Source organism: Pseudoalteromonas sp. NC201, from assembly GCF_002850255.1.
Taxonomy (GTDB): Bacteria; Pseudomonadota; Gammaproteobacteria; order Enterobacterales; family Alteromonadaceae; genus Pseudoalteromonas.
In genome coordinates this window covers 2,542,849-2,560,569 of the sequence record NZ_CP022522.1, presented here as the reverse complement: position 1 = coordinate 2,560,569, position 17,721 = coordinate 2,542,849, and the positions used below count along the sequence as shown (strand labels likewise).

Annotated in this window: 17 protein-coding genes; 10 read left to right on the top strand and 7 right to left on the bottom strand. The window is 44.7% G+C overall.

Features of this window, described 5'->3' with window-relative positions:
- Window positions 1–11: 11 nt before the first annotated feature.
- Window positions 12–854, top strand: a complete 843-nt coding sequence (locus PNC201_RS10905; protein ID WP_102057051.1) for a hypothetical protein — start codon at window positions 12–14, stop codon at window positions 852–854.
- Window positions 855–871: 17 nt separating this feature from the next.
- Here the strand turns inward: PNC201_RS10905 and PNC201_RS10900 are convergent, their stop codons facing one another.
- Entirely contained in the window at window positions 872–2,254 is a 1,383-nt protein-coding gene (locus tag PNC201_RS10900; protein ID WP_102057050.1) for a pyridoxal phosphate-dependent decarboxylase family protein, read from the bottom strand.
- A gap of 95 nt (window positions 2,255–2,349) precedes the next feature.
- Between PNC201_RS10900 and PNC201_RS10895 the strand changes: the two genes are divergently transcribed.
- The 4 genes from PNC201_RS10895 (at window position 2,350) to PNC201_RS10880 (ending at window position 5,951) form a co-directional block, all read left to right on the top strand.
- Window positions 2,350–3,744: an aminotransferase-like domain-containing protein gene (locus PNC201_RS10895; protein WP_102057049.1), complete on the top strand. Its 1,395-nt coding sequence runs from the start codon at window positions 2,350–2,352 to the stop codon at window positions 3,742–3,744.
- Window positions 3,745–3,784: 40 nt separating this feature from the next.
- Complete coding sequence (locus tag PNC201_RS10890) at window positions 3,785–4,366, top strand: nucleoside deaminase (protein ID WP_102057048.1); 582 nt, start codon at window positions 3,785–3,787, stop codon at window positions 4,364–4,366.
- A 156-nt stretch (window positions 4,367–4,522) separates the two neighbouring features.
- Window positions 4,523–5,272 carry a substrate-binding periplasmic protein gene (locus tag PNC201_RS10885; protein ID WP_102057047.1) on the top strand — a complete coding sequence of 250 codons (750 nt, stop codon included), beginning with the start codon at window positions 4,523–4,525 and terminating at the stop codon, window positions 5,270–5,272.
- Window positions 5,273–5,357: 85 nt separating this feature from the next.
- Window positions 5,358–5,951 carry a DUF998 domain-containing protein gene (locus PNC201_RS10880; RefSeq protein WP_102057046.1) on the top strand — a complete coding sequence of 198 codons (594 nt, stop codon included), beginning with the start codon at window positions 5,358–5,360 and terminating at the stop codon, window positions 5,949–5,951.
- Here the strand turns inward: PNC201_RS10880 and PNC201_RS10875 are convergent.
- The 5 genes from PNC201_RS10875 to PNC201_RS10855 form a co-directional block, all read right to left on the bottom strand.
- On the bottom strand, window positions 5,941–6,588 hold the full coding sequence (locus PNC201_RS10875; protein WP_102057045.1) for a tRNA (adenine(22)-N(1))-methyltransferase TrmK: 648 nt from the start codon (window positions 6,586–6,588) through the stop codon (window positions 5,941–5,943). The genes PNC201_RS10880 and PNC201_RS10875 overlap by 11 nt on opposite strands.
- 15 nt (window positions 6,589–6,603) lie before the next feature.
- A complete protein-coding gene (locus PNC201_RS10870; RefSeq protein WP_102057044.1) occupies window positions 6,604–7,635 on the bottom strand; it encodes a DUF2955 domain-containing protein in 1,032 nt (343 codons plus the stop codon).
- A 1-nt stretch (window position 7,636) separates the two neighbouring features.
- On the bottom strand, window positions 7,637–8,701 hold the full coding sequence (locus PNC201_RS10865; RefSeq protein WP_102057043.1) for an HlyD family secretion protein: 1,065 nt from the start codon (window positions 8,699–8,701) through the stop codon (window positions 7,637–7,639).
- Complete coding sequence (locus PNC201_RS10860) at window positions 8,694–9,179, bottom strand: MarR family transcriptional regulator (RefSeq protein ID WP_039497284.1); 486 nt, start codon at window positions 9,177–9,179, stop codon at window positions 8,694–8,696. Before PNC201_RS10860 ends, PNC201_RS10865 begins: the two co-directional genes overlap by 8 nt.
- Window positions 9,180–9,272: 93 nt before the next feature.
- On the bottom strand, window positions 9,273–10,250 hold the full coding sequence (locus tag PNC201_RS10855) for a TDT family transporter (RefSeq protein ID WP_199539655.1): 978 nt from the start codon (window positions 10,248–10,250) through the stop codon (window positions 9,273–9,275).
- A 103-nt stretch (window positions 10,251–10,353) separates the two neighbouring features.
- On the opposite strand from PNC201_RS10855, the gene PNC201_RS10850 reads away from it, so the two are divergent.
- The 5 genes from PNC201_RS10850 (at window position 10,354) to PNC201_RS10830 (ending at window position 16,410) form a co-directional block, all read left to right on the top strand.
- Window positions 10,354–11,223 (top strand): LysR family transcriptional regulator, encoded by an 870-nt coding sequence (locus tag PNC201_RS10850; RefSeq protein WP_010605138.1) that lies wholly within the window; start codon window positions 10,354–10,356, stop codon window positions 11,221–11,223.
- Between the two features lie 118 nt (window positions 11,224–11,341).
- A complete protein-coding gene (locus PNC201_RS10845) occupies window positions 11,342–12,205 on the top strand; it encodes a DUF417 family protein (RefSeq protein WP_102057041.1) in 864 nt (287 codons plus the stop codon).
- 302 nt (window positions 12,206–12,507) lie between these two features.
- Window positions 12,508–14,613: a 5-histidylcysteine sulfoxide synthase gene (gene ovoA, locus PNC201_RS10840; protein WP_102057040.1), complete on the top strand. Its 2,106-nt coding sequence runs from the start codon at window positions 12,508–12,510 to the stop codon at window positions 14,611–14,613.
- A 52-nt stretch (window positions 14,614–14,665) separates the two neighbouring features.
- Window positions 14,666–15,772 carry an aminotransferase class I/II-fold pyridoxal phosphate-dependent enzyme gene (locus PNC201_RS10835; protein WP_010605135.1) on the top strand — a complete coding sequence of 369 codons (1,107 nt, stop codon included), beginning with the start codon at window positions 14,666–14,668 and terminating at the stop codon, window positions 15,770–15,772.
- 74 nt (window positions 15,773–15,846) lie between these two features.
- Window positions 15,847–16,410, top strand: a complete 564-nt coding sequence (locus PNC201_RS10830) for a YSC84-related protein (protein ID WP_010605134.1) — start codon at window positions 15,847–15,849, stop codon at window positions 16,408–16,410.
- Window positions 16,411–16,465: 55 nt separating this feature from the next.
- Here PNC201_RS10830 and PNC201_RS10825 read toward each other — a convergent pair whose 3' ends face one another.
- Complete coding sequence (locus PNC201_RS10825; RefSeq protein ID WP_102057039.1) at window positions 16,466–17,671, bottom strand: Bcr/CflA family multidrug efflux MFS transporter; 1,206 nt, start codon at window positions 17,669–17,671, stop codon at window positions 16,466–16,468.
- Window positions 17,672–17,721 lie beyond the last annotated feature (50 nt).

The following is a 17,721-nucleotide window of genomic DNA, read 5'->3' as shown; positions in this document are numbered from 1 at the left end:
GGGAGTAAACAATGTTCTCAACTTGGTTTAGCAAGCAAGATAAACCGTCAAAACTGCAATCAAAGCCAATATATACCCCAATTACTAAACATTATGTGTTTAATGAAACGGGTAATATCATGTTGTGTGCAACGGCGGATAGCATTCAGAGTTTTGACACTGACTTAAAAAGTGCATTCGTTGATATTAGTGTGTTTTTTGCTGCGATGACAAAAGCGGTGACGTCGACAACAAATCCGGTGACGGGTAAGCCGTTTTCAATATTTAACTACCAAGCTGTGAAAAATATTTTGGTAGAGTCAGGGCTTTTCATTGAAACCAATGTGGAAGAAGGCACTTTTAGTCACGATGGCGTAGGTAATACGCTCGGCAAAGCGCTGTTTCAGCATGTCTTAAATCGAGAGTTTTCTGAAAAGCAGCTGCCTTTTGCCAAGTCTATGTTTAATGGTATGCAATATCAAAGGGCGAAGATGGCAGAGCAATCTGAGATGACGGAAGCGCAGCAGCAGTTGTGCCGCAGTGGTAGCATCTTTTTTATTGGTGAGCTGTTGATGGGTGTGCCACAAACGTCGGCAATTTTGCTCAGTATTGAACCACAAAGCGTTGCCCAGTCGACAGGCGATACCGAGAGTGACTGGCAAGATTTATTTTCGTTGGCTGGGTTAGATGAAGACAAGCATCAGCCCAAGCACATCGTGCGTCATTGGAAATTTAAAAAACGTACTTATCTATTTGTACCACCGCAGTTTATTTCTCATGCGGTGGCTGGACTTGGTGAGCAAAGCAATATCGATTTTGAGGAATACAGTCGCAAATTGGCGCAAAGTATTACTCCTAACCACAGCGTTAGCTAACTGCAAATATTATAATCTTAAAGCGCCTTAGCTAATTCGGTTAATGCGCTTTTTGCTATGTCTAAATCAATTTGCTCCGTTTGCCAATTACTGAGCGCAGCACGGATCACCTTCTGTCCTTGCCAACTCCCTGGGCTGACAAATATACGGCCGTCCGCATTAATGGCATGAAGAAGGGCGGTTGTTGCTGCGTCATCTTTGCCACTTGGCTTGAAAAGCACTACGTTGAGCTCTCCGTAGTAGACTAAATCATAGTCTGGAGAATCAGTAAACCAGTCTGCAAGTTGTTTAGTTTGCGCAATATTTTTGCTTACCCATTGACGGATCCCGTCTTTACCATACGCAAGTAATGACATCCAAACGGGTAGCGCCCTAAATCGACGAGAGTTTTCTACACCCATCGAAAAAAAGTCGGGTTCGGCTTTTGATGTGACTAAGTAAGGAGCTGGAACATCACAGCTTTCAACCAAATAGTGCAAATGACGAGTGAGAAAAATACCGCAGTCGTATGGTACATTGAGCCACTTGTGTGCATCCAAGGTGATACTATCGGCTAACTCTAGCCCATTAGTGCGACCTTCTGAGCCAGAAATCAGACGCTCGAAAATGCCAAATGCAGCATCAACATGCAGCCAAGCTTGGTGTTTATCGCATAAATGGCGGATCTGAATTAAATCATCAAAATTAGTGCCAGTAACCGTGGCGGCACTGGCGATGACAACTTTTCCTTTGGCGTTACTTGTTGTAAGCGCTGACTCAAGCGCTGCAATATCCGTAGCCTCATTGCCTACTTGCGTTGCGATTCTAGTGATTTGGTTGCGGCCAAGGCCTGCAAGACCAAGCGCCTTAATCATACTCGCGTGGGGCGTCGCGCAAAAAACCTCAACTTCCAAACCGAAGGCTCCATCTTCTGCCACATTGATCCCTTGTTGATGTCCTGCAAACTGGCGAGCTACGACCGCACCTAAGTAATTTGCCGCTGTCGCCCCTGTAGTAAAAAGACCATCAAAGCTTGCTGGTAGGTCGAATAATTCGGTTAGCCAGCGAATGGCCTGCCGCTCTATACTGGTCGCAATGGAGCCATCGCCTTTTGAGACATTTTGGTCATAGGTTGACACTAGCCAATCGGCAAAGGTGGCAACAGGCGTTGCGCCGCCAGTGACAAATCCCCAATACCTAGGTCCAATACTGGTGCTTAAGTTTGGCACTACTTGTTTACTAAAAATCTCTATCAGTGATTCAAATGCAATTCCAGACTCTGTGAGTGTTAGGTCGGGCGGAGCAATATCTCGACCTGCGACTGGGCGGCTATTGCTAGACTGTATAAACGCCTCGGTAAGTTTAGAAAACTCAGTGAGCAATTGGGGTAATGCTTGCCATTGGTTGTGTGTCATCGTCATGTGTCAATCCCATTTGTGAACGAATACTGGAATTACAGTGTAACTTCGGTAAAAATGCAGTACAGATACAGAATTCTTGGTTGTTAGGGGTACAGATGGCGAAGAAGTTTATTACATTAAGTGAGCAGGTGATTGCAGAGATAAACGCTGGTGAGCGTCAATGCGGTGAAAAAATGACTTCACTTAGGATCTTTGCCAAGCAGCATGGCGTGAGCATGAGTACCGCAATTAGAACCTATGAGGAATTACAGGATAATGGCTTTTTAGCTTCTCAAGAGAAATCTGGTTTTTATATTTGTAAACCGAAAGCGAAAAATAGTGACATTGACTTTGCCATGTTTACGAGTGAAGTGAAATCTCCTAAAAGTGCGTTAAGACCCTCTGTCGTAGGGCTCAATACGATGTTATCGACGGTGCAAGTAGCACCCGAGTTGATGCCCATAGATCGCCTGACTAAGTTTATAAAGCAAGCGTTCGACTCTCCTCAGTATCACCATTTTCATTATCCCAATGCGATGGGACTGAGGTCGCTTAGAGAGAATCTAACCAAGCACTTTAAACAAAAGGGGTTGGCGCTGAATCCTGATAATCTCGTGGTGACTGGCGGCTGTATTCAAGCCGTGATGGCGGGACTGCAGGCTGTTACAAAAGCGGGGGATTGTGTGGTGGTGCCGTCACCATGTTATCAAGGTTTATTGCAACTGCTTGCAACGCTACAGCTCAAGGTGATTGAGATCCCAACGACGCCAGAAGGACTTGACCTAGAAGCCTTAGAACAGGTAGTGACAACGCAAAGGGTATCAGTGTGTTTGCTTACAGCAAATCATCAAAACCCAACGGGGCACAGTCTATCTGTGCAACAAAATGCGTGGCTTGCGGATTTTGCTGCGCGGTATCAAATGGCGATTATCGAAGATGACGTCTTTGGGGAGTTGAGCCATAATCACACAATGCCTTTACCGATAAAGGCGTGGGATAAAGCCGGATATGTAATTTGGTGTAGCTCAGTGTCTAAGACGTTAGCGCCGGGCTTGCAAGTTGGATGGTGTGAAGCTGGGCGTTATCAAAGCCAAGTGGCCGCGCTCATGCAGGCGTTTCACGGCATGCCAAATCAATGTTTACAAATGGCGGTATCACGCTTTATTGAGACAGGACATTACCAGCGCCATTTACGGACGCTTAATCGCACCTTAGCGGCACACTGCTTCGCTTACCAAAGCTATTTGAAATCGCGTTTACCAAAGGGCTGTAAAATATCTTCCCCTCAGGGCGGAATGGCATTATGGCTGAAACTGCCTAATATTGACTGTGATGCACTCGCTTTACGTCTAGCTGAACTTGGGGTTGAGATTCGCCAAGGCAGCTTATTTACAAGTCGTGAGTTGTATCAAGATCATCTGCGGATCAATTGTGGTTGGCCGCTTGATGTGGCAAAACCTTGGTTAGATAAGCTATGTGATTGGGTACTTCATAATTGCGCCAAATTATAGTGTTAAGCTCGGTTCATATAATACAACAAGGAATAAAAAAATGACTGTATTACTCAACGCAGAAACCCAAGTAAATAGCGAAGCGCTCAATGCCATTGCACATATGCCAACCAAGAGTCTTGGCGTATTACTCGATAGCGACTTTACGCGTAAGCTTTGCGATCAAGACTTTATGCGCATTGCTGTTTTGCTGGCAAAAAAGGGTTATGAAGAGGGCGGTTGCCCAATTGGTGCGGTTATTGTTGATAACGAGACCAATCAAATTGTAGGTAAAGGACATAATACGTTAGTACAAGAGAGCCACCCATATAACCATGGTGAAACCTCGGCAATTCGAGATGCGGGACGGATTGATTTTAGTAGAACCACTTTGTATACCAGCCTAAGTCCTTGTGACGTATGCGCAACATTACTCTACATGCGTGGTTTTCAGCGAGTCGTGGTAGGGGATATCACTAATGCTTCAGGCAATGAGCCGTTACTTGAAAGTAAGGGCGTACAAGTCGATATTTTAGAAGATGAGCAAGGTATTGCCTTGTATCAACAATTTCGTGCTGAAAAGCCAGAACAAGATTTAGAAGATTGGCAAGGTCTGGCAGCGGTAAACGCGGGTCATAAGTAGCTAACTGTACCCATGGCGAGGTAAAACCATTACTACATGATGTACTGGATTATCAAATGAAATACTTTCTGAAGCAATCTAGCCATTGCTGCTGATTGAATTGCAATGCAAATACGGGCACACTGACCGAATGATTATTTAATTTATTGAGATAAAATGATTAGGAAAATTTTATTCCTTGTAGCGCTACTTGCATCAACCAAAATAATTGCTTCGCTGCAAGAAACTGTGCATTTTGTTGCGGAAGATTTGCCTCCCTATCATTTTATCAATGGCCAAGGCGAAGTGGATGGTGGCTTGGTTGAGCTTGCTCAAGCGGTAGCAGATAAAGCAAATGTTGATGCTAAAATTGAAATAATGCCGATGGCACGTGTGTTACACGAATTAGAAACTAAACCTAATGTGGTGCTGTTATCTTGGCTAAAAACACCAACTCGGGAAGTCTATTTCCGCTTTTTGGGGACTATGTGCCATACGTCCGCATCACTTATTGGCCTGAAACAATCTCAAACGCCAATAAACGATCTTGACGCTGCAAAGCGCTATCGTACTGGAACCATACGCGGTTACTATAGTGAAACCTTTCTCAAACAAGCTGGCTTTTCTGAAGGCTATGAGTTGGTATTAGTGTCAAACTACCAAAGTCTTTGGAATTTATTGTTTAAGGGCCGGATTGATTTTGTACTAACCAACACACTAACACTCGAGAAAGAACTAAATGCCCTAAAACTGGACCCAAAAGCAATTGAGCATAAGTTACTTCTTGAGCATTTCCCAAGTGAGTTGGCTCTGGCGGTGAATGCAGAGTTTCCCAATGAACTTGCGAACCGCTTGCAGCACGCACTAGCGGAATTAAGTCAAAGAGGTCAACAACAAGCTATTTTGGAGCGCTGGAAAATACACTAAATTGAATGCAGCTGCTTGGTTTCGTATGTTCCTAAATTAGTATAAAGTGTGTAGACATAAATTTAGCGCATTAAGGATAGGCGTGATGTTGCAAGAGTTGGTGAGTTATTTTGGCATACTAGCAAGTATATGGATGCTGGTAGGGGTGTATGGCGTTGCCAAGCGTTATCCAAACTATAGTCACAAAAATCAATTTTGTAGTGAGTTAGGTGCCAGTGGTAGTCCAACAGAACGATTGTCTCCCGCAGTTAATAATTACCCCTTAGCCTTGCTATTTTGTTGTTTTGGTTTTTATATCATCTTGGTACCCGAAGGGAACTGGGCGTTAGGTGTTATTGGCGGTTTGATTGTTTGTCATGGTCTAGCAACCGCTGTTGCAGGTTTCTTTCCTATGGATCCCGATCCATACACAACCTCGCCGAGTCGAGCGTGTAATATTCATTCTTTCGCGGGCATGGTAATGCTATTAAGTTTACTTATCGCTCCTTTATTGGTTTGGTTTGTAAGCCCTTTAAGCTCGCTATTTGCTTGGTTTTCTACTGCTTGTGTACTTGTTTGTATCGGTTTTAGCTATCAGCTTGCCAATGCTTACAAGCAAAAGCGTAACAGTGGGCTCTATCAGCGATTAAGTTATGGCGCTCAGCTAGTCTGGCTGAGTGCGCTGTGTTTTATAGTGTAAGGTGTTGATAAGCCAATAAAATGGCTTGCGCTTCGGGTTTGCCTTTGGCAACTCGTGCATAATGATCCAACGTTTTCTCTAAATAGCGTTTGGAAAGCGTTCCTTGTTGCCAAATCGCTTCGCCCAACGGGGTTATGGCAGCGCCAGTCTTACCTGAAGTAAGATAGAGCACTTCGTAAATACGTCGATTTTCTTCAACCAGTGATTCATGGGTCAGCTTAAGTGGCAAAGATTGCAAGGTTTGCCTCAGGGTATAATGATGATGAACTGGGCAAAGCAAGAAATCGACCTCGTCACGCAAATTGCAGCAAAGACTTGTCATCAGTTCTGCGGTTAAGTCGCCGCCAACACCTGCGATGATCACTAATTGCCTGCCTGAGTATTGTGCAAGAGGGATCTTCGCAACGTCTTGGGTGTAAAGGCTATAGCGCGTTTCGGCTTCTGGAAAGAAGCGTGTGAGATCCAGTTTCACTTTCGCGATAAGCGCTGGGACTACATCAACAAAGTGTATGTGCGCTTGGCTCGAATCTAAAAACTGTGCGCCAAGCTGGCCATGATCGCAGCAGCAGTCCCAAATATGTTGATAGTCTTCAGTAACAACATCATGCAAAGTCTGTAAGCGTTTTCCAAGCTTCAAGTGGATTCCTTTTATTCAGGCGTAGGTATGGTGGCGCGTTGCACTAAAGTGGTTAAGTAGGCGATGAATAAGGTAGATTGCACAGAGACTTACCGTAATTGCAACGCTCACCGAACTGAAGCGATACAGTGCGCTGTAGATTAAATCTTGATTTGGCGCGAGAGACTGACCAAACAAGATCCCAAAAGTGGTAATAATACCAAAGCCAATCCCAGGAGCACCACCACTTAGCAAGTGATAGCGACTAAAAATGAAAACTAAGATCCATAAAATCAAAATTGGAAAAAGCAAAATTTGGCTATAGGTTTGCAGTAGGATTTGCGCTGCTAATGCCAAGTTACAACCTATCAGCGTGCCAACTGCACGTTGCCAGCCTGCTGTGCCCGCCGCTTTCCAGCTCAGTGGAAAGAGGATTAATATTGAGGCCGCTTGGGCGGAAACGGAATCTTGTAAATCTAGGATTTGGAATACCATAAATGAGAGTGTGGCTACGGTGGCGCACAGTAAGACTTCATGGCGAATACTTGCAGCATCTTTTGCTGGCCGTGGCGGTAATTGACGCACAGTAACGTCCGGAAATAACCAATGCATTACATATGCGGTTGCGATACTAATGATAATAGCCAGAGAGTTACTGGCTATGAGTGAATATAAGCCACCACTGGTTGAAGCATAACTGGCAAAATGAAGTTGGATTGATAGTCCCACCACACTCATTGCACCAAATAAGAAATTAACGCCTTTGCTCATTTGCAAAAACAACAAGGCAAATAAGGCAAAGGTGAGTAAGGACATTAACGCAGGGTGGAAACCAAATAGCCCTTGTAGCACCAATACCGAAAAGGCACAGACCAACCCACTTAAGATAAACTGGCGCACTATGTGTGCGTTTAACATTGGTACTAACCCAAGTAGCAGCATGGGATATACGGTAAAAAAGATACCGTACGGCCAGTTGAGCAGTTTGCTTAGTGCAAAGCCTAGCGTACTCCCAGTTGCAATACGCAGCATCTGTCTTAGGTCATTGGCGTTTAATGCAACTTTCATATCAATAAACGTAGTGAAGTAGACTGACGAATTTGATTTGCGCTTGTGCAAGGGTTGCAAGCAAAGTGCTTTCAGGCAGGACTTGAACTGTCGCTCTGGCACCACTTGCTAGTAAAGGTAATGGCTCATCAAATGCTAAATGAACGCGTTGACGCTGCGCATCTCGCACCCAGCGGTTGGAGGTCTCAACGGCAGCCAATTGGCCGTCGGCATTGAGTTGTCCATCACTGACGCCGGCAGAAAATTCATGGATCACGGCGGGATAGACTTTGCCCGGTAACGCATCAAAGCTCACTAGCGCTTGTTCGCCAAGTTTGACGTGGTAAAGCGACTTTTCTCTGAAATCCGCAGCTAAGTCAATATTGTCCGAAACCAAACTGGTTAAACTCACACCCGTGCGAGCATAGGTTCCCGTGGTGATCTGTAAGTTACTAATGATGCCATCATGGGGCGCGCGAACTTCGGTGTAACTGAGTTGCAATTTAGCCTGCTCTACGGCATTTCGTGCTTGCATTAGTGCAATATTCTGTTCGTCGGTTGCACCACGCTTTACTTCAAGCGCATGTAGATTAGCTCTGAGTGCACTGAGCTGTGACTTAGCCGTCGCAAAATTTGCTTGAATTTGATCTGATTCCTGCGTTGAAATTGCGTGTTGTGACAGCAAAGATTGGCTGCGTTTATAAAGTCGCTGTTGCTCATCATACTTGGCTACAGCAGCCTCTATTTGTGCTTGTTGGGCAACTATCTGGGCGTCTAATTGTTTGTTCTGTTGATTAACTTCTGCCAAAGCGAGCTCAGCCTTAGCTAATGCTAAACGATACGGCGCTTCATCGATAGTAAGTAGTAGTTGCCCTTGCTGAACTCTTTGATTATTGCTGACATTCACGGCAAGCACTTCACCACTGACTTTGGGCGTCACTTTGGTTACTTGATGATACACACGTGCCTGGGGCGTCATTGGTATGTAGAGATCAGCAAAGATAAAATAGCTAAAGCAGAGGGCAAAAAGGGCGATTGAAACCTTTACGTAGCGGGAAAATTGCTGATCTGGACTAAGTTTACTCACTGGTACTCCCATTTTCAGAAATATTGTCACAACATTGCTGAGCATTGTTCTCAAGTTTGACCAACGCATGTGCGATAGCATTGAGCTCGTCATCGCTAAGCCCATGATATAAAAGTGCCTTCACTTCACTGATCCGCATCTTTAGCTGCGCTAACTGGGCTTGCCCGTGTTCGGTGAAGTAGATTTTACGACAGCGTTTGTCTTGCTTATCAATGCGGCGCTCTATCACGTTATTTTCTTCTAACTGTTTCATCGTGCGAGTAAGGCTCGGCATTTCGATATCTAAACTGCACGCCAATTGGTGTTGTGTGCAACCTTCACCCAAATGATGAATATGCATCATGGCGGTCCAGCGTGGCTGGGTAAAACCGAGTGGCTCCACAGCTTGGGTTACGGCTTGACGGCAAATTCTATGGACTCGGCCTAACTTGCCACAGAGGCTGAGATCGAGCGTTTCATGAAATGGAAGTGACGACATAACTTAAGATATATTTACTTAGCATGCTAAGTATTCTAAAGTAGTTAGCATGCTAAGTAAATGGTGTGTGTTTAGGTTATTGCAATATTAGCTTTAACTCTCTGAATTGGCAGTGCTTATTTTTAGTAAGAATCGCACATAGTGAATACAAACGAGGCTAATTACTGCGATCGCAACGACAAGTTCAAGCCAAACTAGGTATTGCAACACACTTAACCAGCCTGGGCTTAAGTGTTCGCTGCTTAGCCAAGTGACGACTTTACTAATGGCGGTGACGCCGATGACTAATGGAAAGGTATATGCCGCAAAGGCAGGACTAAATGGCAGCCGCAGCAGCTGAATAAAAGCAAGGTATATCGCTAGGGTCATAATAATAGCGACGCTCAGTAGGGCAAACACCACGCCAGCCGCTGGCATTGGATGGACACTTAAATATCCTGCTAAACATAGACTCGCAGGCGCTGCCATGACTGCAATTGTGGGCTGGGTTTGCTGTGGTATGGCACTGCCTCTACATAAACGGTAAATCATGAACGGTAGCAGCAGCAGATAAAATATCACTCCCAAGTACCAAAGCCCCATCGCCAATGGTTGCAACGCTGACATGCCGTTAAAGGTGACATCGGCAACGACAAACCCCACTGGGGGAATAAACCAACTTGGCACAAGCTGGTTAAGCTCAAAATTGCGGCTGCGAAAATACACAAAGCTGGCTAGCAAACCCAGATGAACTGCAATAGCAAGTAGCCAAACCACAGTTGCAATAAGGTGAGAATAGGCCGCGATGCTATGAGAAATAACCATGATTGTCATGGCGCTGGTTGGTAATACACTCCCAACCACTGGATGCGCGAGATCTGCTCTTAATTGAGCAGGTTGATGAATAAACTTAAGCACTAACAGCAATAAAATAAAGCCAGCCAGCAGTGCACTTAAAGGTTTTAACACAAAAAATGCGGGAAACAGGTTACTGATACACCAGCCTAAACTAGCCAGCCCAAGAGCAAGACCAGACATCGGGGTGGGGATAGTGGCGGTGAGTTTTTTACTGTAAGAATGAAGAGTAGCCATGCGTAATTTCACAATAATTGTTCGATGAGGGAATAATACGCTTGCGCTTTAATTAAGAATATCTGAATATATTTAAATTAGTGTTCAGTAATTCTTAACGTCAATGGTAACCCTTAAGCAACTCAATGTATTTACGGTAATCGTGCAAGAGCGTTCGATCACGGCTGCAGCGGATAAGCTATGTTTAACTAAGGCTGCTGTTAGCATGGCTCTGGCGGAGTTAGAGCGTCACCTCGAACAACCATTATTCGATCGTGTAAATAATCGATTAATGATAAATCCAGCCGGAGAGTTATTACTACCGCATGCGCATCAAGTGCTAGATAGATGTCGCTTCTTAGAGTCCCTATTTAAAGAAAGCGAGAGGCTATATGGCGAAATTAAAATTGGTGCCAGCGATACCTTAGGCAATCATTTGCTGCCTCCCATGTTAGCGGCTTTTCAGCAGCAAACAGGGCATACGCAGCAGCAGTTGTTTATCACCAATACGGCGAAAGTGTGCGCTATGCTTCGTGACTACGAATTAGACATTGGTTTTGTTGAAGGCCGAGTGATAGGCGAAGGTTTAGACATCATGCCTTGGTTTGAAGATGAAATGTGTATCGTGAGTGCAATGGACTTTGCGGTAACTGACTTTCAAACGCTGATACAAAGTCAATCTCGTTGGTTGTTGCGGGAACAAGGCTCCGGCAGTCGAGAATTTTTCTTAGCGAATATTGCAGCGCAGCTTACGTCGTGGCGAACCGCGTTTGAGTTAAATTCCACCGAGGCGATTATAAATGGTGTGGCGGCAGGGCTCGGTTTAGCGTGTATCTCAAAATACTCCGCTGAACATGCCATAGCACAGCAACGAATTAAGGCGCTTTCAGGTTTAAAAGCCGCACCGAGGCAGTTTTGGTTGGTGACGCGTAAAGATAAATTTCAAAGCCCAATATTAACGCGACTCATTGACTTTGCGACGCACTGGCATTGAACTGGGTTGTGGACCTAACTACTTAGTATACCTTGCAATGGGTATAAACTTCACAAACGCTGAATGAACTTTCTAAAACCTCGGGTCTTATAGACAATAGCATATTAAGAGGTTAGATATGTCGTTTAGAACTATCGATTATTCTATTTCAGGCGTGTTAGCAGTGAGCTTATTACTGCTTGGCATTTCATTTTTGTTTGGCGCTGGGCCAAGTACCATTTCCGGTACCTTTAGCTTTTACGGGTTAACAGAGTGGGTGCCTGTTGCCACACTTGGCATTGTATTTGGCTTTGCGTTAATGGTTGCCGCGGGTCTAGTCATTTTACAGCAATGTAAGATTATTCCTGCGGCGTGGCCGCTTGCCTTAATCGCCATCATTAGTTTATTTACTTTGTTGACGTTGTTTGCCGAAAACCGCTGGATAGCAGCTCATGGCGGCTTTCCCGTTATTGGTTCTGGGCAAGGGATCATCAAGTATTTTGCGTTAGTACCCATCGCACTATTTCTATACTGTCGTCATCATACCAACACGCGAACGCTAGTGTGGGCGAACTATTTCCCGGTGGCATTGGTTTTAGTCTGGATCGGTGGAATGAAATTTCTCGAACTTGAGGCAAAGGCAATCGTGCCGCTAGTAGAAACTTCACCGTTTATGTCTTGGATGTATGACTTGTTTTCCGTGCAAGAAGCCTCAAACGTGATAGGCGCCTATGACATTTTGATGGCAGGCTTGCTTGGCATTGGCATTTGGTTCAAACAGCGAGTCTTGATTAGTGTTGCAAGCCTTGGGTGTCTAGCGGTATTTGTTATGACGCAAAGCTTTCTGTTTACCGCAGCCGGTGCGTTTAGCGACATGAGCTTGCTGGGTGGCTTGGGACAATTTGTGATTAAAGACTTGTGGTTCATCGCCAATATCATGGTGATGGTATTTTTGACATTGGAGTCCAGCTCAGCTGAGTCTTTAGAGCCCGTGGTCGCGTAAATTTCATTGTGATGCAGCCCGGCTGCCAAAAGAGCGTGACCTAAGTTGCGCTCTTTTTATTTTTATCACATATGCTAGATGTACCAAGTGAAGTTTTTTCCGAAAATAGTCTTGTCGGCAGTGAAAATTAAATGTGAATAAGTTAAGGTCATAAAAAGTTGATATCAGTGGTCTAAGCTAGATTATCAAACGTATACAGCAAGATGCCATTGGCATTAAGTGGCAAAGTGAGCAAAGTTTAAAAGCTGCATGCATTGAAATGGTGTATGTATCGAAGTAGCAAGTTTAAAGAAGATAATTGTATGGAAAGACCAAATACATTAAAGCCAATCTGGCTTTCAGGTGGCGACGTGGAGAAAAAGCGCGCTGAGATCAAAGCATACTTCAACAATAGCTGGCAGCAGTACGAATCATTATTTAGCAATATCAACAATGACGACGCCTATTTTGTGAAGGCAGAGCGGTTACGGCATCCGCTCATTTTCTATTTCGGTCATACCGCTTGTTTTTACGTTAATAAGTTGATGTTAGGGAAATATATCACTCAACGCGTTAATCCACACATTGAATCTACCTGTGCAGTTGGCGTAGACGAAATGTCTTGGGATGACCTTGATAGCAATAATTACGATTGGCCAACAGTGCCAGAAGTGCGTGCTTATCGCCAACAAGTGAATGCACTTATTAACGGGTTAATCGATGAGATGGATATTACCCTACCAATCACTCAAGATAGCCTTGCGTGGGTTGTCCTAATGGGGATTGAACACGAACGTATCCACCTAGAAACCTCTTCTGTAATAATGCGGATGCTGCCGCTGGCTGACTTGACTTTACAACCCGGTTGGGAAGCGTGTGATGAGTACGGTGATGCACCTGACAACAACCTAATCTCAGTAAGCGGTTGTGATGTTCGGCTCGGTAAATCTGAATCAAATCAAACCTACGGTTGGGATAACGAATATGGCGTACAAGACGTCAATGTGGCGCCATTCAAGGCCAGTAAATATGTGGTCTCAAACCAAGAGTTTTTAACCTTTGTCGAAGCTGGTGGCTACAAGCAGCCAGAGTTTTGGACGGCTGAAGGTCAAGCTTGGCTGGCTTCAACTAAATCAACCATGCCGCGCTTTTGGGTAAAAAAAGACACAGGCTTTTGGCAACGAAACTTAGCCGAGGAAATTCCATTACCACTCAATTGGCCAGTTGAGGTTAATTACCTTGAAGCTAAGGCTTTTTGTAATTGGAAGTCTGAGCAAAGTGAGCACTTTGTACGCTTACCAACAGAAGCAGAGTGGCAAGTACTACGCGATAAGCTCGATGTTGACTTGCCAACATGGAGTGAAGCGCCGGGAAACATTAACCTGGAGGTATGTGCTTCAAGCTGTCCGGTTAACCGTTTTGAAACTGAAGGTTTATTCGACATCATCGGCAATGTTTGGCAATGGACGGAAAGTCCGATCGACGCATATAGCGGCTTTAAAGTGCATCCATTATACGATGATTTCTCGACTCCCACTTTTGACGGTAAACATAATCTGATAAAAGGTGGTTCTTGGATTTCTACAGGTAACGAAGCCGTGCGAGACTCTCGTTATGCCTTTAGACGCCACTTCTTCCAACATGCCGGATTTAGATACATCGAAAGTGAGAGCCCACAAGTGCCAGTGCAAAAGGTCAACTTGTGCGAAATGGATGCGGACGTTGCCAATGCGCTACATAGCCACTACGGCAAGCCTGTTATGCATTTTGGCAATCCATTGCAAAGTGTTGTTTCACAGCTAATGGTGCATTATCAAGGTAATACAGATAAAGCGCTGGATTTGGGTTGCTCGGTCGGTCGTGCAAGTTTTGAATTAGCGAAACACTTTACTCAAGTAGATGGCATTGATTTTACTGCGCGCAATATTCAACACGCGTTGGCCTTAAAAGAAGGCACGCCGGTACGCTTTGCTACCGAGATTGAAGGTGAAATTGTGGACTTCCACGAAGTGTCTACTTCGCAATTAGGTTTTAATGAACTCAGTGAGCGTATCCATTTCTGCCAAGGGGATGGGCATAACCTTAAACCACAATTCGCCGAGTATGACTTAATCTTGTGTCATCGTGTTGTGGAATACTTATATTCACCAAAAACCTTTTTAAACCAAATTAAATCGCGCTTGAATGCAGGCGGGATCCTTGCGATAAGCTCAGCCTATCAGTGGGACAAAGCGCTAACCCAAGCACAAAACTGGTTGGGCGGTTATAAGGTCAGTGGTGAGAACGTCACGGGCCGTGATGGTTTAGAAATTTTACTGGGACGAGATTTTGAACTGTTGGCTGAAGATGAAGTAATGTCCGCCATAAGCAAAAACGCACGTAAAGTTGAACTAGAGCGATGCCAACTTACGCTATGGCGTCTTAAATAGTCGTTGATACACATGCCAGCCAAAGTGCTGGCACGACTTTTTAGGTTAGAGAATGGAATTAGTATTACCCGATCACATTAAGTTTAGTCAAAGCTTGGCTACTCCCATCGACATCAACTTGAGTGATTCCTGCGCTCAAGGTGTCACGCTTGGTGAACTTATTGAGCTTGGTGGCGGTAAAATGCCAGACATTGAACTGGGTTACAATCCGATTGCGGGCAGTGAAGGGCTAAAAGCGGCGATTAAAGCTTATCATCTGCCGACGACGGCATGTGTGGATCTTAATCAAATCGTGTCATTTAGCGGTGCTCAAGAAGCTATTTTCACTACGATGGCGCAATTACTAGACCCACAAGATGAGGTGGTGGTCTGTACGCCAAGTTACCCATCGCTTGCAACACTTCCCAAACAGTTTGGCGCTATCGTCAACACGGTGGCATTGCGAGAGGAGGACAACTGGCAGGTTGATATAGAAAGACTCAAAAACGCAGTGACGACAAAAACCAAACTCATTATCGTCAATGCTCCTCATAATCCAACGGGCGCAGGCTTGACTGACAATGAAGTTGGACAAATACAACAACTGGCAGAGCAGTGTGGTGCTTACATATTAAGTGATGAAGTATCAGCACAGAGCCATGGCGATGACCGCGCCGCAGGTGGGCGTTTTTCGGCTTATCCGCGGTCGATTACGTTAGGCGTATTATCTAAAAGTATGGGCTTGCCTGGCATCCGAGTAGGGTGGGCAATTTGCGGTTCGAAAGCACTAGCAGATGCGCTGTTGGCCGGTAAAAGCTACTTAAGCATTTGTGGCAGTAAAGTGGATGATTTATTGGCGACGACTGCATTACTGCATAGTGAAACTATCTTAGCGCATAATGCGAAAATCATCGCAAATAACGTCCAATTGATGCGTGAATTTGTCAGTTTATACTCGCAAAAAGTGACTTGGGTTGAGCCTCGTGGAGGTGTGTTGTCATTGCTGAAGATTAATTCAGTAAGGGACTCTGAAAAGTGGTCACGTCAATTTGCAGAGACCTCGAACACGCTATTGTTACCCGCAAAGTTATTTCTATTGGAGAGCGAGTGCCACTTTCGTTTAGGAACGGGTAAGCGTAACTTTGCCGCTGGTTTGGCAAGGCTCGAAACATACCTCTAAATTAATCCAGCATTCAAACTAAGCGTCTATGATAGGCAGTGTTATTTTCAATTAATGCAGGAAAGGAAAAACCTATGGTAAACGTTAAACATTTAATGGCTGGCTTTTTGGCCGTCATGCTTAGTGCATGTGCTTCAATGGGCGATGGTGACAAGGTTGAAAAGCAACGTGCCATCCTAGATATGAAAAACGATGTACTTACTCAGCTCTACAGCAAAAAGCCAGATACGCGTTCGCAAATTGCGGCAGCGCCGGGCTATGCTGTTTTTTCTAATGCCAATATTAATCTGCTATTTGTTGCAGCTGGAACAGGTTACGGTGTCGTACACGATAATACGGTAGGAAGTAACACCTATATGAATATGGCTGAAGGTGGTGTAGGCCTTGGTCTAGGTGTAAAAGATTATCGTATTGTGATGGTATTCCATACTCCTGAAGCAATGAATAAGTTTGTTACTTCAGGCTGGACGTTTGGCGGAAATGCAGATGCTGCAGCGAAAGCCGCTAAAAAAGGTGCGTCGGTAGAAGGCGAAGCCTATTATGGTGATGTTACTGTGTACACCTTTACTGAAAGTGGTTTGGCGCTGCAAGCAACAGTAAAAGGCACTAAGTTCTGGAAAGATAAAGAGCTAAATTAACCTGATATAATAACGATTTTAGAGAAAAGCCCCGCAAGTCGGGGCTTTTTGTGTATTATTCTTTGATTTCTGTAGCGTTGACACTTTTCTCAAAACGCCTATTTAACAATTGGCAGACGATAGTCAACACAATGGCAGCGAACATAAAGCTTGAGAACGGCAAAGGTGACTCAGGAACCGCGAGTGCAAGTAAGGGGCCGACCAAAGCGCCGCTACCAAATCGTAGCGTGCCTATCACCGCGGTAGCGGTACCGGTTTGATGCTCAAAGCCCAGTAATATCAGCGCATCAGCGTTGCTGGCAATGATCCCCAAACTCATCATCAAAGGTGCAATGGCAGAAGCTAGCACCCAAACCGAGACTGATTGGCTGCTGAGTATGACCAGTAGTGTCGCGAAGACGATACCAATAGTAAGACCGATATTGAGCATTTTCCTAGAACCAAGCCTTGGCACTAAACGCGTGTTGGCAAAGTTACCGAGCATCAATGCAATCACATTCATGGCGAATAACACTCCAAACAGCTGCTCCGACACACCATAATATTCAAGATAGATAAACGAAACTGAGGTTAAAAAGCAAAAGAATGCGAATGATGCCAGCATCGAAGAAAGAATATCGTAGCGGGCCTTCTTTTGTGTTAATACAATGCGGTAGTTTTTTAAGAAAAACGATAAGCTAAGCGGTACATCAGCTTTGGTCGGGATTGCAATACAGAAAAACTGTAATGCGATGATAACGAGTATTGCATAAACCGCTAAAAACCAAAAAATGGCGTGCCAATCAAAGTACAACAAGATCAACGCACCAAGAGAGGGAGCAATAAGTGGCGCGATCATCATGATCATCGAAACATAAGACATCCCTTTGGCTGTGTGTTCTTTGTAATAATAGCGGATCACGCCTGGTACAACGACAGTCGCTGCGGCACCACAAAATGCTTGAACAACACGTAAGAAGCAAAACATATCGATGTCATTCGTTAGCGCAAGCCCAATTGACGATGCGGTAAAGCCGACCAAGCCCCAAATAGCTAACGTCTGTCTTGAGAATCTATCAGCAAGGGGGCCAAACACCATCATGCCGACAGCATAACCTGCTAAATAGCTACTAAGAGAAACCTGTACTTGCTCAAGCGGGCTATTCAAGCTGTCTGCAATCGCAAGCATCGCGGGGAGATACAAGTCGATAGCCAAAGGCGTTATCGCGACAATACTAGCCAGTAATGGCAAGAGTATTGCTGGGAGTGTTGATGACTTCATAGGTTGGTATTGTTACCTTGTTAATGTTAAGCAGAATAAATACACCAATC